Origin of the sequence: Gallibacterium salpingitidis, from assembly GCF_001678495.1 — a bacterium.
GTDB classification, from domain to species: domain Bacteria; phylum Pseudomonadota; class Gammaproteobacteria; order Enterobacterales; family Pasteurellaceae; genus Gallibacterium; species Gallibacterium salpingitidis.
On sequence record NZ_JTJL01000012.1, the window covers coordinates 126,649 to 149,487 of the forward strand.

The 22,839-nt window shown below is 38.1% G+C and carries 15 protein-coding genes and 1 tRNA gene; 4 read left to right on the top strand and 12 right to left on the bottom strand.

The window, feature by feature from the left end:
• Positions 1–27 precede the first annotated feature (27 nt).
• Positions 28–5,262, top strand: a complete 5,235-nt coding sequence (locus tag QS62_RS03510) for a YadA-like family protein (RefSeq protein WP_066105971.1) — start codon at positions 28–30, stop codon at positions 5,260–5,262.
• Between the two features lie 47 nt (positions 5,263–5,309).
• Here QS62_RS03510 and QS62_RS03515 read toward each other — a convergent pair whose 3' ends face one another.
• The 6 genes from QS62_RS03515 to QS62_RS03540 all read right to left on the bottom strand — a co-directional run bounded on the left by QS62_RS03515 (position 5,310) and on the right by QS62_RS03540 (position 11,962).
• Positions 5,310–6,233, bottom strand: a complete 924-nt coding sequence (locus QS62_RS03515) for an EamA family transporter (protein WP_066105974.1) — start codon at positions 6,231–6,233, stop codon at positions 5,310–5,312.
• A 133-nt stretch (positions 6,234–6,366) separates the two neighbouring features.
• Positions 6,367–7,368 (bottom strand): peptide ABC transporter ATP-binding protein, encoded by a 1,002-nt coding sequence (locus tag QS62_RS03520; RefSeq protein WP_066105979.1) that lies wholly within the window; start codon positions 7,366–7,368, stop codon positions 6,367–6,369.
• Entirely contained in the window at positions 7,361–8,344 is a 984-nt protein-coding gene (gene dppD / locus QS62_RS03525) for a dipeptide ABC transporter ATP-binding protein (RefSeq protein WP_066105982.1), read from the bottom strand. Before dppD ends, QS62_RS03520 begins: the two co-directional genes overlap by 8 nt.
• Positions 8,345–8,354: 10 nt before the next feature.
• Positions 8,355–9,245, bottom strand: a complete 891-nt coding sequence (gene dppC / locus QS62_RS03530; protein WP_066105984.1) for a dipeptide ABC transporter permease DppC — start codon at positions 9,243–9,245, stop codon at positions 8,355–8,357.
• A 10-nt stretch (positions 9,246–9,255) separates the two neighbouring features.
• Positions 9,256–10,266, bottom strand: coding sequence for an ABC transporter permease subunit (locus tag QS62_RS03535; RefSeq protein ID WP_066105987.1), 1,011 nt, complete (start codon positions 10,264–10,266; stop codon positions 9,256–9,258).
• 100 nt (positions 10,267–10,366) lie between these two features.
• On the bottom strand, positions 10,367–11,962 hold the full coding sequence (locus QS62_RS03540; RefSeq protein ID WP_066105991.1) for an ABC transporter substrate-binding protein: 1,596 nt from the start codon (positions 11,960–11,962) through the stop codon (positions 10,367–10,369).
• 279 nt (positions 11,963–12,241) lie between these two features.
• On the opposite strand from QS62_RS03540, the gene putA reads away from it, so the two are divergent.
• The 3 genes from putA to QS62_RS03555 all read left to right on the top strand — a co-directional run bounded on the left by putA (position 12,242) and on the right by QS62_RS03555 (position 17,484).
• Positions 12,242–15,682, top strand: coding sequence for a bifunctional proline dehydrogenase/L-glutamate gamma-semialdehyde dehydrogenase PutA (putA, locus tag QS62_RS03545; RefSeq protein WP_066105996.1), 3,441 nt, complete (start codon positions 12,242–12,244; stop codon positions 15,680–15,682).
• A 22-nt stretch (positions 15,683–15,704) separates the two neighbouring features.
• Complete coding sequence (gene putP / locus QS62_RS03550; protein WP_066105999.1) at positions 15,705–17,210, top strand: sodium/proline symporter PutP; 1,506 nt, start codon at positions 15,705–15,707, stop codon at positions 17,208–17,210.
• Between the two features lie 184 nt (positions 17,211–17,394).
• Positions 17,395–17,484 (top strand) — tRNA-Ser (locus QS62_RS03555).
• A 162-nt stretch (positions 17,485–17,646) separates the two neighbouring features.
• Here the strand turns inward: QS62_RS03555 and glpK are convergent.
• The 6 genes from glpK to QS62_RS03585 form a co-directional block, all read right to left on the bottom strand.
• Positions 17,647–19,167 (bottom strand): glycerol kinase GlpK, encoded by a 1,521-nt coding sequence (glpK, locus tag QS62_RS03560; protein ID WP_066106002.1) that lies wholly within the window; start codon positions 19,165–19,167, stop codon positions 17,647–17,649.
• Positions 19,168–19,197: 30 nt separating this feature from the next.
• Positions 19,198–19,998 (bottom strand): MIP/aquaporin family protein, encoded by an 801-nt coding sequence (locus QS62_RS03565; protein ID WP_066106005.1) that lies wholly within the window; start codon positions 19,996–19,998, stop codon positions 19,198–19,200.
• Between the two features lie 256 nt (positions 19,999–20,254).
• The gene (yciH, locus tag QS62_RS03570) at positions 20,255–20,578 is read right to left on the bottom strand and encodes a stress response translation initiation inhibitor YciH (RefSeq protein WP_066106008.1); all 324 of its coding nucleotides are present in this window, start codon (positions 20,576–20,578) and stop codon (positions 20,255–20,257) included.
• Positions 20,579–20,581: 3 nt separating this feature from the next.
• A complete protein-coding gene (gene pyrF / locus QS62_RS03575) occupies positions 20,582–21,277 on the bottom strand; it encodes an orotidine-5'-phosphate decarboxylase (RefSeq protein WP_066106011.1) in 696 nt (231 codons plus the stop codon).
• A gap of 30 nt (positions 21,278–21,307) precedes the next feature.
• The gene (gene lapB, locus QS62_RS03580) at positions 21,308–22,492 is read right to left on the bottom strand and encodes a lipopolysaccharide assembly protein LapB (RefSeq protein ID WP_066106014.1); all 1,185 of its coding nucleotides are present in this window, start codon (positions 22,490–22,492) and stop codon (positions 21,308–21,310) included.
• Positions 22,492–22,788 carry a LapA family protein gene (locus tag QS62_RS03585; protein WP_066106017.1) on the bottom strand — a complete coding sequence of 99 codons (297 nt, stop codon included), beginning with the start codon at positions 22,786–22,788 and terminating at the stop codon, positions 22,492–22,494. The genes lapB and QS62_RS03585 overlap by 1 nt, the downstream gene beginning before the upstream one ends.
• Between the last annotated feature and the right edge of the window lie 51 nt (positions 22,789–22,839).

Below are 22,839 nucleotides of genomic sequence, written 5' to 3' on the forward strand. Positions count from 1 at the left end.
AGTGTCTGTAAGATACCTTCTAACTCAGTGGCTTTAAATTATGGTGGAGAACATACCGGTAGTAATTCTGTTGTTATTGGGATACAAGCAAAGGCAAAAGCAACAGGTGTTATTGCTGTTGGTTATCAGGCTAATGCGACTTCCAATTATACTACAGTTCTTGGCTATCAAGCGGAAGCAAGTTCTAATAACTCTATCGCTATCGGTTATAACAGTAAAGCAAAAAACAATGAATTTGTTACTGTTGTAGGATCGAACAGTAGAGGCTACAATACACAAGCAACCGTATTTGGGAGTTCTTCTGGTGCAAATTCACAAGCGACTGCAATCGGAAATGACGCTTATGCCTATGGACAAAGTTCTGTTGCACTAGGAAGTGATGATTTAATTGGTCTTGATACGGGTAAAGCTGAAATTCTTAGTAAGTTTGGTGATAAATTAGAAAGCGGAGTGATTGATACAATCTATAACTCTCTTGGAAATGATCAGAATTTTTTTGATTCAGCAACTGCATTTAATAATAAATATAAAGGCGATAAAGCTATCTATTCGCCAACCTATGCTGGCGGTCGTGGTGCGATTGCGATTGGTTCTCGTACCGTAGCAGCGAAAGATTTATCTACGTCTTTAGGTTCACTCTCTTTTGCTTTAGCCGAGCGTTCTACTGCGGTAGGTATTCGCTCTTTTGTTGAATCAAGCGCCATTGGTGGAACAGCGATCGGTGAACGTTCCTCAGTATTTGCTAGCAACTCGGTAGCGATTGGTAACCGTACTGAATCCACCAATACAGGTACCGTTTCCTATGGTTATTTAGCCAAAGCGGTAGCACAAAACTCAATAGCGATTGGGAATAGGGTAGCAGCAGGAGCAAAATTTAATGCTACTATAACTGCTGCTGATAACCCAAATGACAGCACCACTTTTAATCTTCAAAAACAATATGAAACAGTAAATGCAGCGGGAGTTGACAATATTAGCTCTGCTTTAAATGAGTTTAATACAAAATTAAATAAGATGTTAGAAACTGACTTACCGCTCGTAAAAGAAAATAATACTTATTTGACGTTTGGTAATGGCAGCAAAGTACAAAAAACCAGTACCTATACGACGGATAACAACACTGCTTCGAAAAATGCGATTGCGATTGGTAATTCCTCTTTTGCGGTGAAAGAAAACTCGCTAGCGATGGGCTTTGGTACTTTGTCTGATGCAGATAATTCGTTTGCACTCGGTTCTTACTCTTATGTAAAAGCGGGCGCCAATAACTCAATTGCAATAGGGGTGGCGACAATCGTGAGTGGTGCTAACTCTTTTGTAGCAGGGGTAATGGCAGGAACAACGGCACAAAATACCACTGTATTAGGGACATCAGCACGAGGAACAATTCAAAACTCAGTCGCTTTAGGTTATCGTTCGCAGACGCTCTATTTTTATGATAATACGTTAAATGACAGCCAACAGCGTATTGCTACCACCACTGGAACCTCGGCATTAGGTTTAACAGCCTACGCACCTGTGGGTTCTACCTATAAGCCTGTATCTTCTGATAGTGCTGGGGTTGTTTCTGTTGGTGGTTGGGTTGATAACGGGACTATTGGTACTCGTCGTATTATTAATCTTGCACCGGGGGCGTTGGATACCGATGCGGTCAATGTTGGGCAATTACGCCAATTAGAATCGGTACAGAAAGAAGCTAATATGGTTTATATTGATACCAAAACAGGCGTTAAAGTAGGCAAAGCAACTGATGGTAAGTATTACCCGTTAGATCAATATAATGTGCCGAACACTGCTGCAACGGCAGTGGATCTTGCTAATATTGCGATTGCAGTAAAAGATTTGTCTGGTGATACTGTAGCTAATGTTGATGCTGGCAATAGTCAGCAAGCAGCTAATGCAGGTACGAGAGCATTTGCCTATGAAAATGTGGCAAAGGGCATTATAGAAGCAGAAAATACCACCAATAGCCAAACGACAAGACAAGGACACCAAGCTATTAATGGCGCACAATTTAATCAACTTGGCGTAACTATTTTAGGCTTGACGGTGGATAGTAATAAAACAGGCTTTACTACGCCGACCTTTACTGCGATTAATGCAGCATCAGCAACCGTACTAACTACCTATAAAGGGGCGATTGATGATTTAATCACGGCGGTGAATAAAGGGGTTAAAGTCAATAACCAGAAGATGGAGCTTGGTGGTAATTTGACAATTCAAGGTACGACGAATGAGATCAAGGTAACAAATTCAACCTCTGGTGATCCAACGATAACTGTTGCTTTAGAAGATCAAGCTAAAGCTTCATTGAAGAAAGCTGATACTGCCTTACAATCTTTTCAATATAAGGCGGGAAGTACAGAAAAAACAATTAATCAAACTACCAATACTCTTGAATTTGCCAATGGTACTAATACAACGGCTGAAATTGATTCTAGCAGTAAAATCAAATTTAACCTAAATGCAGACTTAACGGGAATTTCATCTATTTCTCAAGGGAGTACTAAGGGAACTGGAGTGAGTATTTCATTGAACACTAATTCTTTAGTTCTATCTGGTCCTCAAAATGGTGCAATGCTGACACTTGATGCAAATGCCATTACTGCCAATAGTAAAAAAATGACAGGTCTAGCAAATGGATTGATTAACGACAGTTCTACCGATTCAGTTACAGGTCAGCAACTTTACTCGCTATTTATTGATCCAGCTAAGATAACGACTGATCAAACAAAAGCAAAAGATCCATCAATTAATGAGCAAGCAAAAGCTAACTGGAAATCTTGGTTAGGTGTTAGCAGTTTGGACTTTACTTATAAATCCAATGGTGGAAAGACTACGAGTACTAAGAAAACAGTAAGTCTATCTGATGGATTAGATTTTACTAACGGTACTAATACAACGGCAGCAATAGCGGATAATGGCGTGGTGAAGTTTAACTTAAATAAGGATATTACCTTAGGTACAAGTAAAGATGACACAGGTTCATTAACCATTAATACTTCAGCAGGTGAATTAGCTTTAACTAACGCAGGTAAAATCACTGGGTTGCAAGATGGAGAAATTTCTGCGACATCAAAAGAGGCAGTGAATGGAAGCCAGTTAAAAGAAGTTGCTGATTTAATTGCTAATGTGAGCGATAACAGCGGTAAACCTGTTTATGATGTGAAGAAGTTAACTTTTAGCGGTGATAGTAATCCTGATGCGGAAAAAGATTACTATAAACGTAGTTTAGGGGATACAGTTGTTATTACAGGTCATGCATTAAGCACAGACGATAAAATTGAGGATTATGTTGCGACAAATGTTGCTACTAAAATAACTAGTAGTGGTATCAGTATCCTATTTGCTAAAAAACCAACTTTTGATGGAATTAAATTAGGGAAGATCAGTTTAACTCCACAAGAAATAACTGGGGAAAAAGCGGGATTAAAATTGGTATTAGGTAAAGTTGGTAGTACTGCAGCAGATTATATTTCTTTATCTGGTTTAGCGAATGGTTTAGTAAAATCAGATTCAACGGAGGCGATTACTGGTCAACAACTTTACTCGTTATTTTTTGATCCAGCTAAGATAACGACGGATCAAACAAAAGCAAAAGAGGAAGATTCATCAATTAATGATCAAGCAAAAGCTAACTGGAAATCTTGGTTAGGTGTTAGCAGTTTGGACTTTACTTATAAATCCAATGGTGGAAAGACTACAAGTACTAAGAAAACAGTGAGTCTATCTGATGGATTAGATTTTACCAATGGTACTAATACAACGGCAGAAATAGCGGATAGTGGCGTGGTGAGATTTAACTTGAATAGAGATTTAACCGATATTTCTTCAATATATCAAGGAAGCAGTAAAGGTAGTGGAGCAGGTTTTGCTCTAACGAGTGACACTCTAACGATGCAAGCTAAGGATGGAGGTTCAACATTAAAACTAGATAGTAATGGAGTAACTGTAAACAGTAAGATCACTGGGGTAACGGCAGGTACTATTGGGAAAGGCTCTTCTGATGCTATTAATGGTAGTCAGTTATGGAAAGCATTGGGTTTTGATCCAGATAAGTTATCTACAACAGGTATTGGAAACACTGGTAAGTCAACAATTGCTGAAGCGATTGCTTACTTAAAAGATGGTTTTAAAATTTGGTCTGATGATAACAAATCTAATCATAGTAATGGTGGTAATACTTCTAATAATAGTGATAGTGGTAATGCATCTAATAATGGAGATAATACTTCTAATAATGGTAATACCGCTAATAATGAAATTAAGGTACCAATTGGTGGTGAGATAGGTATTAAAGGTGATGGCCGTAATACTACAACTCGTGTTGTTGATCAAAATGGTAAAAAAGCAGTTGAAATTAGCCTTAATGATCAAGTGTCATTCGGTAATGATGGCAAAGATGGAAAACCAGCAACCGATGGTAAAGTTACAATTAAAGGAACTAATGGAATTACCATTGAAATTGATGGTAAAACGGGAGCGATTAATATTGTTGGCCAAGATTCAAGTGGACAATCTGGGACAATTAATATTGCTAGCCAAAAAGCAAGTGCAAAAATTGGTGTAACAGAAGCTACAGATAACAATACACAGCTTGATGGTACAAAAGTTTCTCGCCTAAGTTATCAAAGCGGTAATGGTGGTGGAACAGCGTTTAATCCACAACCTATCCAAATTGCTACTATGAACGATGGTTTGAAATTTACCACAGATAGTGGCGAGATGTTGAAAACACTTAATCAAACTGTTTCTATTGTAGGAGGACAAACTGGTACAGATGGTGCGAAAAATATTGAAACTGTTGCTAAAGATGGTCAAATTCAAGTGAAACTTCAGGAGAAAATTAATTTAGGCAGCAAGGGATCAATTACTGCAGGTAAAATCACCATCAATAATGATGGACGTATTAGTGGTTTAGCCGATGGAAAAGAGTTAAACGATGCTGTGACAGTTCGTCAGTTAAAACAAGTTAATAATGAAACCAAGCAAGAAATTATTAATTTGAATAAGCGTGTTAACAAATTAGCTACGGAATCTAGGGCTGGTATTGCAGGAGCAATGGCAATTGCCGGATTACAAACTTCTGCAATAGCTGGACGTACGGTTGTATCAGTCGGAACAGCGACATTTAAAGGTGAAAACGCTGTTGCAATTGGTATTTCTAAAATATCCGATAATGGTAAGTTAGGTATTCGTATTTCAGGTATGAGTGACAGTAGCGGAGATCGAGGCGGTGCTATTAGTGTTGGTTATGGCTGGTAAATAATGCAAATAAGGAGGTGTATCGGAAGGTACACCTTTTTTAACAGTTAATGCTTAAATCTAAAATAATGATGTCGCCCAAATAAGAAATGTAAGATCTCTTTTCCAGACACCGTCAAAATAATCGCGGAAAGAATTAACACAATGCCAAGGAAAATTCTCGCCGTCATCTGTTCGTTAAAAATTAAAACACCGACTAATAAAGCAGTGATTGGTTCTAAAGCACCAATAATAGATGCTGTTGTTGGCCCAATCATTTGGATAGAGTGATTCATCAAGATTAAAGAAACAATCGTAGTAAAAACAGCTAACCCCAAGACATTAAAGATTAATGTTGGCGTGAAATCCATTGGTAATGCAGTACCAAAATCAAGACGAATGAAAAAGACCAATGAGCCAAATAATAGACCGTAGAATGTGAGTTTTATAACAGGAATATTATGTAATGGCGATCTCTCTACTGCAATAATATAGATTGCATAAGTCAATGCAGAAATAAAAACGAGAAAGACACCAAACGGATCAAGGCTGGTGCCATTATCATTTTGGTAAAGTAATGAAACGCCAAAAATGACTAGAGTAATCGCCAGCATCGTAATCAGATTTAATCGCTCATGGAAGAACAGCACCATAATAATGGCAACCAATAGTGGATAAATAAACAAAATGGTTGAAGCGATGCCTGCTTCTATTAGTTGATAACTCACAAACAGTGTTAATGAAGAAACTGCGAAAGTTACCCCTACTAGCAATAATGTCAGTAACTCTTTTTTCGTTAGCGCAAATGAAATTTTTTGCTGATACATAATTGCAGCAAGAATAAGGCTAGCAACAAAGAAACGGTAAAAGAGTACAGCGTCAGCTGTTAAACCGATTTGGTATAACGGTAAGGTAAATAAAGGATTTAAACCATAGAAAAACGCGGCAATACAGCCGAAGATTAATCCTTTAGCAAGTTGTTTGGAAATCATTATTAGAACGGAAAAAGGAATAAAACAAAGATGTGGCTTATTATAGAACTCGTAAAAGATTATTCAATAGAAAGTGAGATTGGCTCGTGATTTTATTTAATCTTTACACGAGCCAATGCATTAAATGGTATTGTTAATCCACCATAAAACAAGCGATTTTTACACCGTCAGGATAAGTTTTTAATTCAGGTTGTTCCTGACGACAACGTTCGGTGGCGAATTGACAACGAGCATTAAAAGCACAACCTTTTGGTGGATTCAGTGGACTTGGTAATTCCCCTGATAATTTAATCCGTTCGCGACGCAATTCAGGTGATAATCTTGGCGTTGCTGATAACAATGCTTTGGTATAAGGGTGACGTGGGTTGCCAAAGATCTGTTCTGTTGTACCTTGTTCAACACAGCGACCGAGATACATTACCATTACTTCATCAGCAATATGTTCCACCACAGAGAGATCGTGCGAGATAAAAATATAGGATAAACCTAAATTTTCCTGCAATTCCATCATCAAGTTTAATACTTGTGCACGTACGGAAACATCGAGTGCTGATACAGGTTCGTCTGCAATAACAATATCAGGGTTTAACATTAATCCGCGGGCAATCGCAATCCGTTGGCGTTGTCCACCAGAGAACATATGCGGATAACGATCGTAAAATTCAGGACGTAAGCCGACTTTCTCCATAATAGATAACACAGTGGCTTTGCGTTCTTCTTTGGTTAAATTGGTATTAATTTTGAGAGGTTCTTCTAAAATGGTACCAATTTTCTTACGTGGATTGAGTGAAGCGTAAGGGTTTTGGAAAACGATCTGAATTTTTTGCCGACGTAATTTGACGGTTTCGTTATCTTTTTCTAAGAAGTTTTTACCTTGATAGTAAAGCTCTCCTTCTGTCGGTGATTCAATCATTGTTAATAGACGACCTAACGTGGATTTACCACAACCAGATTCGCCCACTACTGCCAATGTTTTACCTCGTTCAAGAGTAAAAGAAACCCCATCTAGCGCTTTGACATATTGTACAGGGGAAAAGAATCCCTTTTTGACAGGATAATATTTTTTTAGATCAATCGCTTTCAGCAAAGGAGTAGCCGTTGGCGATTGTGCTTGTGAAATTATAGCTTCAGACATGTTCTGGCTTTCCTTCTGCATTAAGTGGCATATGACATTTCACTTGGCGATTACCAACACGATGTAATTCAGGTTCGCTTTGACGACATTCATCCGTTGCATAAGGGCAACGAGGATTAAGCAAACAGCCTTGCGGACGATCATATTTTCCAGGTACAACACCAGGTAATGATTCTAAACGAGATTTACCAGAAGCAAATTCAGGTAAAGAACGTAATAATGCCTGAGTATAAGGATGTTTAGGCTCATGGAAAATATCTGTGGCTAAACCTTCTTCTACTACTTGCCCTGCATACATGACGATGATGCGATGTGCAGATTCAGCAACGAGAGCAAGATCGTGCGTAATAAGGATTAACGCCATATTCTCTTTTTGCTGTAATTCTAGTAATAGATCAATGATTTGTGCTTGAATAGTTACATCAAGCGCGGTAGTTGGCTCATCAGCAATTAACAATTTAGGTTTACAAGCAATTGCCATTGCGATCATTACCCGTTGGCTCATTCCACCTGATAATTGGTGCGGATAAACATCAAGACGTGATTCTGGATCAGGGATTCCAACCATTTTTAATAGCTCGATAGTACGATCACGACGTTGTTTTTTACTACCGCCTTGATGGACTTTTAATGCCTCCATAATTTGGAAACCAACAGTATAGCAAGGGTTTAAACTGGTCATTGGATCTTGGAAGATCATCGCAACGTCAGCACCTACCAGCTTCTGTTTTTGTTTCTCATTTAACTGGAGCAAATCTTGATTATCGAAATGTAATTGATCGGCAGATACTCGACCAGGAAAATCGATTAGCCCCATAATCGCAAGAGAGCTGACTGATTTACCTGAACCTGATTCGCCCACAATACCTAAAACTTCACCTTGTTCAACTTGATAGCTCACTCGGTCAACAGCTTTAAAAGGCTTATCTTTCTCACCAAAGTGAACAGAGAGATTATTTACAGTTAATAATGCCATGGTTCACTCCTTATTGTTTTAATTTTGGATCTAGGGCATCGCGCAAACCATCACCCATTAAGTTGAAGGCAAGCACCGTAAATAAAATTGCCAAACCGGGGAAAGTAACTACCCACCAAGCTCGTTGTACGAATTGTAATGCTTCTGCTAACATCGCTCCCCATTCCGGTGTTGGTGGTTGTGCGCCAATACCTAAGAAGCCGAGAGCTGCCATATCTAAGATTGCATTTGAGAAACCCATTGAGGTTTGTACAATGAGTGGTGCCAAACAGTTAGGTAAGATAGTGATAAACATTAAACGGAGAATACCTGCACCGGCAACTCTTGAAGAAGTAACATAATCGCGGTTGATTTCATTTAGTACCGAAGCACGAGTTAAACGTACATAACTTGGTAAGGAAACAAAGGCGATAGCAAAAGAGGCATTCAGTAATGAAGGGCCTAAAATGGCGACAATTGCAATAGCGAGCAATAAGCTTGGTAATGCCAACATAATATCGATAATTCGCATAATGATAATATCGACAATACCACCAAAATAGCCAGCGATTAAACCTAAAGTTACGCCGAAAATGAATGAAAGTGAAACTACCAATAAGCCAATAAATAGTGATAAACGTGCACCATGAATTAAGCGTGAGAGAATATCACGACCAACATCATCGGTACCGAGAATATGATTCCAAGTTCCACCATCTACCCATGCAGGCGGTAATAAGAACGCATCACGCACTTGCATAATAGGATCATGTGGTGCAATAAAATCAGCAAATACACTAATAAAAAAGATAATCACAATATAGATTAAACCAACCACAGCACCTTTATTACGGCTAAAATTAAACCAAAATTCTTGTAGCGGTGTACGTGGTGTTGGTGCGGAAATAGAGGGATTTGACATGCTTTAATCCTTATTTACGGTATCTAATACGAGGATTGACCACACCATATAAGAGATCAACCAATAAATTCACAATGATAATAATTGTTGCAATAATTAATACGGCACTTTGTACAACAGGATAATCGCGGGCGCGAATTGCTTCGATAACCCATTTACCGATACCTGGCCAAGAGAAAATGGTTTCAGTCAAAATAGCGCCAGATAATAGCTGTCCTACGATAAGACCGATAACAGTTACAACAGGAATTAAAGCATTACGCAAAGCGTGAATAACGATAACACGCATTGAGGAAAGCCCTTTAGCTCGTGCAGTTCGAATATAATCTTCACCTAATACTTCTAACATTGAAGAACGTGTCATTCGTGAAATAACCGCCAATGGGATAGTTCCTAAGACGATAGATGGTAAGATGAGGTGCATTACTGCTGATTTAAATGCGCCTGGTTCGCCGGATAGCCAGCTATCGATTAACATAAAACCAGTGACAGAATCGATCCAATATTCAGCATCAATACGACCGGAAACAGGGGTAAGGTTCCACTGTACAGAAACCAACAACATTAATAATAAGCCCCACCAGAAAATTGGCATAGAGTACCCAGTCAGAGAAATTGCCATCACCGAGTGATCGAATACCGACCCTCGTTTAATTGCAGCAATAATCCCAATGGGAATACCAATAATAATGGCAAATAGAATTGCAAAAGTGGCTAATTCAATGGTGGCAGGAAAGAGTGATAAAAACTCATCTAATACAGGAACATTATTTTTGAATGATGTACCAAAATCACCGTGAGCGATCCCTTTTAAATAATCGAAATATTGTTCTGGTAAAGATTTATCTAAACCTAATTGGTGCATCATTTGTTGATGAACTTCTGGACTTAACCCACGTTCGCCCATTCGTATTTCAATTGGATCACCAGGAATAAGATGAATTAGGGCAAAAGTTAAAAGAGTGATACCGATAAAGGTTGGAATAACCATGGCCACCCGTTTGAAAATGAATCGAAACATATTAACTGCTCGCTAATTATCAAAGATATTCTTGCCATAGATCCTATGGCAAGAATAGTTATTATAGTTATCAAAAAGTCAAGTAATATAGCTGGAGCGACTATTCTAAGTCAACGCCATAAAACGGATGAAGCCCGAATGGATTGATCACATAGTTCTTCACTTCTTTACGAACTGGTTCGTAAGTGGTTGAGTGAGCAATAGTGATCCAAGGTGCTTGTTCTTTAAATATCACTTGAGCTTGTTTGTATAATTCAACACGTTTCGCGTGATCGTTTGATTGAACCGCTTCACGAATTAATTTATCAAATGGTGCGTAACAGAATTTAGCATAGTTAGAGCCTTGTTCTTTTGATGCACAGCTTAATAGTGTACCGAAGAAGTTATCTGGGTCACCGTTATCACCAGTCCAACCCATCATACCTGTTGGATCTTCACCTTTTCTCATACGTTGTAAGTATTCACCCCATTCGTAGCTAACAATTTTGGCGTCAACACCAACTTTTTTCCAGTCAGCTTGAACCAATTCAGCCATACGGCGAGCATTTGGGTTGTATGGACGTGAAACCGGCATTGCCCACAATTCAGTGCTGAAACCTTTTTCAAAGCCAGCTTCTTTTAATAACTGTTTCGCTTTTTCAGGGTTATATTCGTAGTCTTTGATGTCATCATTGTAAGACCATATTGTTGGTGGAATTGGATTTTTCGCTACTTGACCGCTACCTTGATAAACTGCATCAATAATCGCTTTCTTATTTACAGCATAGTTTAATGCTTGACGCACTTTCACATTATCAAATGGTGATTTGGTTACGTTGAAGCTTAAGTAGCCAATATTAAGTCCAGGTGCTTTATACACATTAAGATCTGGATTTTTTTGCATATCCGCAATATCTGCTGGGTTTGGATATGGCATTACTTGGCATTCACCTTTTTTCAATTTCGCATAACGTACAGATGCATCAGGAGTAATTGCAAATACTAAACGATCAATTTTTGCCTTGCCTTCCCAATAATTATCAAACGCTTTATAGCGAATTAAAGAGTCTTTTTGATAAGAAACAAATTCAAATGGACCTGTACCAATTGGATTGGTATCAACAGTTTCAGGTTTTCCTGCAGCTAACATTTTATCGGCATATTCTTTAGAAAGCATAGAAGCGAAATCCATCGCCAAGTTAGCTAAAAACGGTGAGTTTGGAGCTTTTAAGGTAAAACGAACAGTGTAATCATCAATTTTTTCAATTTTATCAATGATATTATTCATATCCATACCAATAAAGTATTCGTAAGAACCGCCAGAAACTTTGTGATATGGGTTATTTGGATCTAACTGACGATTAAATGAGAATAAAACGTCATCTGCATTAAAGTCACGAGTTGGTTTGAATAATTTATTAGATTGGAATTTTACGCCTTTACGCAGATGGAAAGTATAAACTTTACCATCTTCTGAAACATCCCAACTTTCCGCTAATGATGGTACCACGTCTGTTTTACCGCGTGCAAAAACAGTTAATCGGTTATAAATTGCTTGTCCACTAGCATCAATTGATGAACCGTCGGTAACGAGTTGTGGGTTGAAAGAGGAAGGAGAGGCTTCAGAACAATAAACTAATGTTTTCGGAGCGGCGAATACTGCAGTAGATAAAGATAAGGCTAATGTAGTCAATGAGAGTTTTGTGAGTTTTTTCATAGTTTCTCCAGTTTGAGTGTGTTTAGCAGTAATTTTTATATAAAGTTGTATAAAACCCGTTTATTTACATATTAATAACTGATTTTGTCAAGAGGCAAAAAAGCATCTTAACTAATATAAATGTAACACTTTTTGCTGAGGTTGTATTTATGTTTTTAAATTGTTAAATAAATTTTTGAATGGAGTCACAAATTTAACAAATTAATATTTATTATTTTAAACAATCTTTTACACTTATGTTCGTTTATTTCTCATAACATTTGATGGGTAGAGTCTAAAATGCAATATCAATATGCCAATGATTTCAGTCAAAAATCTGAATTACGCCAATTAATTAGCCAAAATTATGCTTGTTCTGAAAAAGAAGCAGTAACTAAATTAGTTAATACATTAAATTTTTCCGCAGAACAGGAAGCTTCCATTGAAAATGTAGCTAGACAGTTGATCACAAAAATTCGCGAGAAAAAACAGAAACATTATGGTGTTGATGCTTTAATGCACGAATTTTCTTTGGGATGTGATGAAGGTATTGCATTAATGTGTTTAGCGGAAGCGTTATTACGTATTCCAGATACTGAAACACGTTATGCGTTAATTGATGACAAATTAAAATTAGGTAATTGGCGAGCACACGTAAAAAGATCTGGTTCGTTATTTACGAATGCGGCAAGTTATGGCTTATTGTTAGGCAGTAAAATTAGTGCTGCATTAAGTGAAGAAGTACTTTCGTCGGCGTTAATGAAGAGTTTCGCTAAATTATCTGCGCCAATGATGAAATTAGCCATTGAAAAAGCAATGGGTATCTTAGGTGATCAGTTTGTTACTGGCGAAACAATGGAAGATGCGTTAAAGAATATTGTTGATCGTGAAAAGATGGGATATTGCTTCTCGTTCGATATGCTTGGCGAAGCAGCAATGACAATGCAAGATGCCGATAAATATTTACAAGATTATATAGAAGCAATTCATGCAGTAGGGCGCCAATCAGCAGGGCGTTCGCTTTATGATACTAATGGTGTTTCAGTTAAATTATCAGCGATTCATCCACGTTATTCTCGTTCACAACAACAACGAGTAATGCAAGAGTTATATCCACGTTTAAAACAGTTATTTGTATTAGCGAAACAATACAATATTGGATTAAATATTGATGCAGAAGAGGCGTCACGTTTAGAAATCTCTTTAGATTTATTGGAGAAATTATTACAAGATCCTGATTTAGCTGGGTTTGATGGTATTGGTTTCGTAGTACAAGCCTACTCAAAACGTTGCCCTTATGTTTTAGATTACATCATTGAAATGAATCGTCGTTATCAACGCAAAATGATGGTGCGCTTAGTAAAAGGAGCTTACTGGGATAGTGAAATTAAATGGGCGCAAACGGAGGGCGTGGTAGGTTTTCCGTTATATACACGTAAAGTACATACCGATATTTCTTATTTAAGTTGCGCACAAAAATTATTAGCGGCACAAGATGTTATTTACCCACAATTTGCTACACACAATGTACAGACGCTTTCGACAATTGCTGAATTAGGCAAAGGTAAAGAGTTTGAGTTCCAATGCTTACATGGTATGGGGGAAACGCTTTATGATAATGTGGTTGGTGCGCACCAATTTAACCGTCGAGTACGTGTATATGCACCAGTAGGTACACATCAAACTTTATTGGCTTACTTGGTGCGTCGTTTACTAGAAAATGGTGCGAACTCTTCGTTTGTCCATCAGTTAGTTGATCCTAATATTTCCATTGCAGAGTTGATCGAAGCGCCTTGGAAAAAATTCGTTCGTTTCCAAGGGGAGCCGAATAAAGCCATAAAATTACCAGCAAATTTATTCGCAGGACGTCGTAACTCTAAAGGATTCAATTTAAATGATGAAACAGCATTATGCCAATTGGAAACAGCACTAAATCAAGCTCAATATGGTGATGTGAGTTCTTTATGTGCTGTTGAAGTTTCGACGGGAAGTCAATTTACAGTCATCAATCCAGCACAGCAAGATCATAGCTTGGCTCAAGCCAATTTTATGGCTGCGGAATCAGCAGCAGCGGTATTCCAAGCTGCAGCAAATAGTGTATGGAAAGAAAAATCAGTAGAGGAACGCGCCGTTATTCTGGAAAAAGCGGCTGATCTTTATGAAGAAAATTATGGTTTATTAATTAAACTCGCGATTGAAGAAGCGGGTAAAACCTTACCTAATGCAATAGGTGAATTACGAGAAGCAGTTGATTTCTTACGTTATTATGCTGAGCAAATTCGTTTCTTAGCAGAAAAAGGTGCATTAGCAGCGCCATTAGGCTCGATCTTATGTATTTCTCCATGGAATTTCCCATTGGCTATCTTTACAGGACAAATTGCAGCAGCGTTAGCAGCTGGCAATAGTGTAGTCGCCAAACCAGCAGAACAAACTTCATTGATTGCATATTATGCTGTGAATTTATTACATCAAGCAGGTGTGCCACAAGACGCTCTCCAACTGACCCTAGGGGCAGGAGAATTAGGTGCTGCATTAGTAGCACAACCATTTAATGGTGTGATGTTTACTGGTTCTACCGAAGTGGCTCATTTAATTAATAAGCAATTAATCACAAGAGATGATCAACCTGTGTTTATCGCTGAAACAGGCGGTATGAATGCGATGATTGTGGATTCGTCAGCATTGTTAGAACAGGTGGTTACGGATGTTTTAAGTTCAGCGTTTGATTCTGCTGGACAACGTTGTTCTGCTTTAAGAATTTTATTGGTACAAGAAGATATTGCAGATCGTTTGTATCAAATGTTAACGGAAGCAATGCAAGAATTAGTATTAGGTAATCCGGCACATTTAAATACAGATATTGGGCCGGTTATTGATCAAGAAGCACAGCAAAAATTACTTGATTATCAAGAAACCGTCCGTAAAATCTCTCGTCGTTATTTGGAATTGACTGCACCAACAAATGGACATTTTGTCGCTCCATCAATCTATGAATTGGGTTCTTTAGATCAAATTACCCATGAAGTATTTGGTCCAATTCTGCATTTCGTTCGTTATCGGATTCAAGCATTACCAAGATTGCTATCAGAAATTAATGCGAAAGGATATGCGCTTACTGGTGGCTGCCATAGTCGTATTCAACGGACAGTGAAGTTTGTTGAAGAGAATTTGCAGTGTGGTAATTTCTATATTAATCGTAATATTGTTGGCGCAGTGGTAGGTGTTCAACCGTTTGGTGGACATGGTCTGTCTGGAACAGGTCCGAAGGCTGGTGGTGAGTTGTATGTGCAACGTTTAACTAAAACTGCTCAATATTATTCGTCTTTGGTAGAAACACCGAAAGTATTACCAAGTATTACAGGTGAGCTTAATAGTATCGATTATAAAACGACAACGGTTTTATTACTTGGTGATGATACTGCACGTTTGCTTGCAGCTTATAAGAATTTACAACAAGCAGGGTTTAAAGTTGTAGTGGAAAAAGGTAATCCATTACTTGAACAAGAGTTGACTGATTTAGAGTGTCGCATTGATGGGCAGTATTATCAAAAAGGTGTTTTCGTTTCACCAATTAGCCAAGAGCAACGTCGCGCTTTAACGGAAAATAATCCAGCGATTTTCTGTTTATATGATTGGACAACAACTCAAGATTTAACTTTGTTGTATCACGAGTTTTCACGTAGTGAAAATATTGCGGCCGCAGGTGGAAATGCAACACTGATGGCTATTGAAGAACAATAACCAACAAATACAGGAAGAATGTATGCAAAACTATCAAATTTATACGGCTTTCGCCTTATACCTTTTCGTTATTTTAGGCATAGGTATCTATGCGTATTATTCCACCAAAAATTTTAATGACTATATTTTAGGTGGTCGTAAAATGGGCAGCTTTGTTACCGCAATGTCAGCTGGTGCGTCAGATATGTCTGGTTGGCTATTGTTGGGATTGCCAGGCGCAATTTTTGTTACTGGCTTATCAGAAGCGTGGATTGCAGTAGGTTTAACCATCGGTGCTTACTTCAATTATCGTATTGTTGCTGGACGGTTGCGGGTATTTACTGAACAATATGGTAATGCATTAACGCTTCCTGAGTTTTTTGCTGTGCGTTTCCCTCGTCGTGCGAAATCACTAAAGATTATTTCATCTTCAGTAATTCTGTTTTTCTTCACCATCTATTGTGCATCTGGGGTTGTGGCAGGAGCAAAATTATTCCAAAGTTTGTTAGGTATTGATTATGGTACTGCCTTGCTGTTTGGTGCAATTGCTACTATTACCTACACTTTTATTGGTGGCTATTTGGCAATTTCATGGAGTGATACTATTCAAGCCTCTTTGATGATTTTCGCCTTGTTATTAGCGCCTGTGATTGTCTTATTGAATATTAGTTGGGGAGATATTACTGCAGCATTGGCAGTGAAGTCTGAACAAACAGGTATCCCATATTCAAATTGGTTGTATAACGTATCTGGAATTGGCGTAATTTCAGCGCTTTCTTGGGGCTTAGGCTATTTTGGCCAACCGCATATTCTTGCTCGTTTTATGGCAGCAAGCTCTGTACAAGCATTGGAAAAAGCACGTGTTATCGGCATTACCTGGATGATCTTATGTCTTGGTGGTGCTTGTGCGGTCGGTTATTTCGGTTTAGCTTACTTTGAAGTTAATAAAGTGATGTTGGATTCTGCTGAATCGGTGTTTATCGAGGTTTCAAAAGCAATCTTTAATCCATGGATTGTTGGAATCGTATTGTCAGCAATTTTAGCAGCGATAATGAGTACCTTATCAGCGCAATTCTTGATGTGTTCAGCGGCAATTACAGAAGACTTTTATCATGGTTTCTTACGCAAAAATGCGTCAAGCAAAGAGTTAGTTTGGGTTGGTCGTGTGATGGTATTAATTATTGCTGTAGTCGCAATGTGGATTGCACAAGATCCAAATTCTAAAGTGATGGGCTTAGTTTCTTATGCGTGGGCAGGCTTTGGAGCATCTTTTGGTCCATTAGTTATTCTTTCACTATTTAATCGTAACATTACTTCTAATGCTGCATTATGGGGAATGTTAGCTGGTGCGGTGACCGTAGTAGCGTGGAAACCATTGATGCAGACATTAAATTGGAATGATATTGCGAATTTATATGAGATTATTCCAGGATTTTTAGCTTGTTCGATCGTTACTGTAACATCATCTATTTTCTCACCAGTTGCTGAAGATGTTGCTGAGAAATTTGATGCAGCAGTAGATGCATTTAATACTCAGAAAAGTGCATAAATAAATTAAAATTTTCTGAAAGGCTGATAATTGAGATCAGCCTTTTTATTGTGTTACGACTAGATTTATCTATTCTTTAGTCAAAGAATAGATAATCTGAAAGGATTGTCCTAAAAAGACTTGACGAATTTAGGGAAAGTGAATATATTGCAACTCCTTAATTTCATTGATTACTTCATTTTAAGGTGAGATGTCCGAGAGGCTGAAGGAGCACGCCTGGAAAGTGTGTATGTGCGAAAGTGCATCGAGGGTTCGAATCCCTCTCTCACCGCCATTTTTATTTATCCCTTTTAACGTTTAGATTTCAAATACTATTTCTGTATTGCAAATTAATGATGATGTTTGGTTTAGCGTGAGAAAAACCTACAATCTATAAATAAATTGTAGGTTTTGATTATGGACGAATTATGGGGTTTATTGATTTGTATAATCTATTTTAGATTTCGTCTTCGGCATCTTCTTTTGCCCATTCTAAGGCACGTTTGACCGCTTTTTTCCAACCTTTATAACGGCGTTGTTGTTTTGCCTCATCTTGATCTGGGGTAAAGGTTCTTTCAACAGAAGCTTTATCACGCAACTCTTCAAGATCTTTCCAGAATCCTGTTGCCAAACCAGCGAGATAAGCTGCGCCAAGTGCGGTTACTTCTTTGACGGTTGGACGTTCAACTTTGGTGTTCAAAATATCAGATTGGAATTGCATTAAGAAATTATTTGCTGTGGCTCCGCCATCAACCCGTAAAGTTTGTAGTTTTTCACCTGAATCAGATTGCATTGCTTCAAGAACATCTCTGGTTTGGTAAGCAATAGATTCTAAGGTTGCACGTACAATATGATTACGATTTGCACCACGAGATAAGCCAACAATCACACCGCGTGCATATGGATCCCAATAAGGTGCACCTAAACCGGTAAATGCAGGTACAACATATACGCCGTTACAATCGTGAACTTTTTGTGCAAAATATTCGGTATCAGAACTGTCATGAACAATTTTAAGTTCATCTCTTAACCATTGAATTGAAGCACCAGCAACGAATACTGAACCTTCTAACGCATAAGCTGGTTCACCTTTCGCATTACAGCAAATGGTAGTTAATAAGCCATTTTTAGAGGTAATCGCTTTGTCACCAGTGTTCATTAACATAAAGCAACCGGTACCGTAAGTATTTTTGGCTTGTCCTGGATTGACACAAAGGTGTCCATACAATGCTGCTTGTTGGTCGCCTGCAATTCCTGAAATTGGAATACGAATACCACCTTTACCACCAATATTGGTTTGTCCATAAATTTCAGAAGAGTTTTTCACTTCTGGTAGCATTGAACGTGGTATGCCTAAGATTTCCAACATTTTCTCATCCCATTGTTTGGTATGAATATTGAACATCATTGTACGTGAAGCATTCGTATAATCAGTGACATGTACCCGTCCTTGAGTTAATTTCCAAATTAGCCAAGTATCGACAGTACCAAAAAGTAATTCACCTTTTTCTGCCTGTTTTCTTGCACCTTCAACGTTTTCTAAGATCCATCTTACTTTAGTACCAGAGAAATAAGGGTCAACCACTAAACCAGTCGTACTGCGAATATAGTCGGTATATCCTTCAGCTTTTAATTTATCGCAAAAATCTGCGGTACGACGACATTGCCATACGATAGCGTTATAAATAGGTTTACCAGTATTTTTGTCCCAAACAATAGTGGTTTCACGTTGGTTAGTGATACCAATTGCAGCGATCTGATCGGAACTAATACCTGTTTTAGCAACAACTTCGTTTAATGTTGAGCTTTGGGTAGCCCAAATTTCCATTGGATCGTGTTCAACCCAACCTGCTTTTGGATAGATTTGAGTAAATTCGCGTTGTGCAATACCGACAATATTAGCATCATGATCAAGTAAAACTGCACGAGAACTAGTGGTACCTTGGTCGAGAGCGATGATATATTTTTTATCTGTCATAATAATTACCTTTTGATGAAGAGTGCGTGATCAAATTTTACAACTATTGCATGGAAGATTGTTACCGATGAAGCGGCGATAACCCCAAGCGCCTAATAGACCGCCAATAATTGGTGCGATAATCGGAATTAAAGCATAAGGAATTGCTTGTCCGCCTGTCATTGCCATTTCACCCCAACCAGAAAGGGAAGCGAAAAGTTTTGGGCCAAAATCACGAGCAGGATTCATAGCGAAACCAGTTAATGGTCCCATTGCACCGCCAAGTACAGCAATCAAAATACCAATAAGTAATGGCGCCAATGGACCACGAGGTACACCGTTGCCATCGTCGGTTAAAGCAAGGATTAAAGCAACTAATGTAGCAGTAAGAGTTAGCTCAACTAAACCAGCGGTAAGTAAGTCGATATGGCTATTTGGATAAGTAGAGAAGATGCCGGCAGTAAATAGGCTGTCAGCTGAACCTCTGATAATGTGTTGACTTGCTTCGTAATCGATAATAACACCACGATATAAGAAATAAACTACGGCAGCGCCGAAAAAGCCACCAGCGACTTGTGCAACGATAAATGGCACTACTTTTTTACCATCGAAACAAGCAAATTTCCATAAAGCGATAGTGACGGCAGGGTTAAGATGAGCACCAGAAACTCCAGCAGTTAAATATACTGCTAGTGCTACACCCATTCCCCAAACAATACTAATTTCCCAAAGACCGAATTGTGCACCAGCAACACGTGCCGCTGCGACACAACCACAGCCAAAAAATATCAACAACGCAGTACCGAGAAATTCTGCGATACATTGTCCTTTAAGTGAATGATCAAGTGCCATAAACACTCCTTTTTTTCCTAATTGAAGAGTAGATAGTGGTAATTAATGTTCAAAATCGAACATTTGCGGTGTATTTAAAAGAAAAAATGAGTATTTATAAAGAGGATATTTTCGATTATGAGAGGTGTGTCAAAATATTTAAGCGAAAATAGTTTAAATTTGAGCGATATATCACAAAAAAAGTTTCATCTGAAACTATTTTTAATGAAAGGAAAGAAAGATTCTCTCGTTGAAAACAACGAGAGAATGATATGAATTAACCGCCGGCTAGTTTAACTTTAAAACCTTTATCTTCTAATAATTGTTTAAGAAGATCGCGATTTTCACCTTGGATTTCAATAGTGCCATTCTTAACAGAACCGCCACAACCACAACGTTTTTTAAGTTCAGAAGCGAGTTGATTTAATGCAGCGGATTCGAGCGCTAAACCAGTAATTACACAAACTCCTTTTCCTTTTCGACCAGAAGTTTGACGTTGAATACGTACAATACCATCGCCTTTATTGATTGGGATATTGGTTGTTTTACTTGGTTTAATACGTCCTAATTCTGTGGAATAGACTAATTGGCTGTCTGACATGGCTTACCCTTGGATAGACGCATTAATTTGTTTTAATACGGCAATAGGATCTGCCGCTTGTGTAATTGGACGACCAATAACAAGGTAATCAGAACCAGCTTCAATTGCTTCACGCGGTGTCATTACACGACGTTGATCGCCTAGTTGGCTACCTTCAGGGCGAATGCCTGGGGTGATTAATTTGAAATCAGCGCCGCAGCGTTGATGCAGAATTTCTACTTCTTGCGGTGAACAAACAACACCGTCTAATCCCGCACGTTGACTTAAACGAGCTAAACGAATGACGTGTTCTTCTGGTGAAGTGTTTACACCAATTTGTAATAAATCAGCTTCTTCCATACTTGTTAATACGGTAATGGCAATTAAAATAGGAGCATCTTTACCATAAGGTTCGAGAATTTTTTTCGCTGCTTCCATCATTCTTAAACCACCACTGGCGTGCATATCAACCATCCAAACACCTAAATCAGCCGCTGAGCGAACAGCTCTTGCAACGGTGTTAGGAATATCATGGAATTTAAGATCAAGGAATACATCAAAATGACGGTTCTGCAATTCTTTAACAAATTCTGTTCCTAAAGTGGTAAACATCTCTTTACCAACTTTTAAACGACATAAACTAGGATCTAATTGATCAACAAGCTGCATAGCTTCTTTTCTAGTTTCATAATCTAAAGCAACGATAACTTTATTTTCCATGATTTTCCTCATTATGTTTCAAGGTTAAATTTAGTTTTCAGTCGGTGTAATAGTTTCCCAATGGCGACAAGATGGGCATTGCCAAATCAATTTATGACTTTGAAAACCACAATGGTTACAGCGGTATTCAAAGCTTTGTTTCAATCTTTCATCAACAATATTGTAGAGCAGCTTTAAACTCTCTTTACCATTGCCTTCTTCTAATTCATCAATTTGATACTGGATAAAACGATGAAAAATTCGCATTGTTGGTTGTTTTTCCAGTTGATGATAAAGATGATTTTTCGCAACGGTTGCGCCAGATTTTTGTTCAATATAGTGGGTTAAAGTTAATACAACAGCGCTATTTGCTTTTTGTTGTTGTAAACGTATTAAGAATAACTCTAACTCGTGATGATTAGGTAAATGTTGATAATAATTCACTAAAGCCGGTAGCGATTCACTGACATAAGCAATATTCTGTTCAGCAATATGTTCTAAGGTTTTGATTGCTTGTTGGTAATCACCTTGTAAGGCATATTCCTCAGCTAACACTAACGAAGCTCGTACACAATTTGGTGAAACAATTAATGCTTTTGTTAAATAAGAGATAATGTGCTGACGATTTTTTTGTTCTTGTTCAAGCTGTAAAGCGAGTTCGCAATAATAATGGGAAAGCGCAATATTATTTTCTGCTTGTGTTAGTTTACGGTAACGTTCACCGACTTCGATAGCTTTATGCCACTCTTTAGTACGCTGATAGATATTGGCTAATTCATGCAGTGCATTTTCTGCATAATCAGGTTCTTCACTTAACTCTTGGTATAACTTTTCGGCACGATCAAGAAAACCAATAAACATAAAATCTTTGGCAAGTTGCTGTTTGGTAAGTAATTTTTGCTCGTAAGTGTAGTTTGGATTGTTATCTATGTTTTGGTGGATGCGTAATGCTCGGTCAACTTCACCACGCGAACGGAACAGATTACCTAAGGTGAGTTCAGCTTCAAATTGGGAGTTGTTGTCTATCGAGTTTTCAGACTCTTGCTTTTCTAACATTTTGAGAAAAAGATCGACCGCTTTTTCTTGTTGATTAGAAAGCAAGAAGTTCACCCCAGTCATATAATCGCGGGAGAGTTTATTACTAATTTCTTCTTGATCTTTTTTCGCACTCCGATGCCCCATATACCAGCCGTAAGCTGCAGCGATAGGTAATAGGAGAAAGAGAAGTTCTAGCATTATGCGTTTTTATCTCTTGCGGTCATTAACTCATTAATTTGTTGGAGTTGTTTTTTAATTTGGCGATTTAGTGCAATATTTCTCATTTTTAATTTGAGGTAGAAGAAGCCTGTAACTAACCAACCAAGTAAGAAACCAAAGCCAAATAAGATAGCAACGAGAGAGGAGAGTTGAATGTCGCTTTTGGCAATAATGTAATTGACCGCGATAACTTGGTCATTATTCGCTCCAACTGTGATACCCACTATAATTAAAGCAATCACGACGACCAGTGTTAGAATGTATTTTAGTTTCACGTTGCCCCCTAGAATTAAATAGATTCAAAGTTGGTTCATTATGCCAAAAAT

Bases quoted from the DNA above. Each gene is read 5' to 3' on its own strand.
- dppC (WP_066105984.1), bottom strand. From the start codon at position 9,245: ATGTCAAATCCCTCTATTTCCGCACCAACACCACGTACACCGCTACAA.
- QS62_RS03520 (WP_066105979.1), bottom strand. From the start codon at position 7,368: ATGTCTGAAGCTATAATTTCACAAGCACAATCGCCAACGGCTACTCCT.
- pyrF (WP_066106011.1), bottom strand. From the start codon at position 21,277: ATGGAAAATAAAGTTATCGTTGCTTTAGATTATGAAACTAGAAAAGAA.
- dppD (WP_066105982.1), bottom strand. From the start codon at position 8,344: ATGGCATTATTAACTGTAAATAATCTCTCTGTTCACTTTGGTGAGAAA.
- putP (WP_066105999.1), top strand. From the start codon at position 15,705: ATGCAAAACTATCAAATTTATACGGCTTTCGCCTTATACCTTTTCGTT.
- putA (WP_066105996.1), top strand. From the start codon at position 12,242: ATGCAATATCAATATGCCAATGATTTCAGTCAAAAATCTGAATTACGC.
- QS62_RS03515 (WP_066105974.1), bottom strand. From the start codon at position 6,233: ATGATTTCCAAACAACTTGCTAAAGGATTAATCTTCGGCTGTATTGCC.
- lapB (WP_066106014.1), bottom strand. From the start codon at position 22,492: ATGCTAGAACTTCTCTTTCTCCTATTACCTATCGCTGCAGCTTACGGC.
- glpK (WP_066106002.1), bottom strand. From the start codon at position 19,167: ATGACAGATAAAAAATATATCATCGCTCTCGACCAAGGTACCACTAGT.
- QS62_RS03565 (WP_066106005.1), bottom strand. From the start codon at position 19,998: ATGGCACTTGATCATTCACTTAAAGGACAATGTATCGCAGAATTTCTC.
- QS62_RS03540 (WP_066105991.1), bottom strand. From the start codon at position 11,962: ATGAAAAAACTCACAAAACTCTCATTGACTACATTAGCCTTATCTTTA.
- yciH (WP_066106008.1), bottom strand. From the start codon at position 20,578: ATGTCAGACAGCCAATTAGTCTATTCCACAGAATTAGGACGTATTAAA.
- QS62_RS03535 (WP_066105987.1), bottom strand. From the start codon at position 10,266: ATGTTTCGATTCATTTTCAAACGGGTGGCCATGGTTATTCCAACCTTT.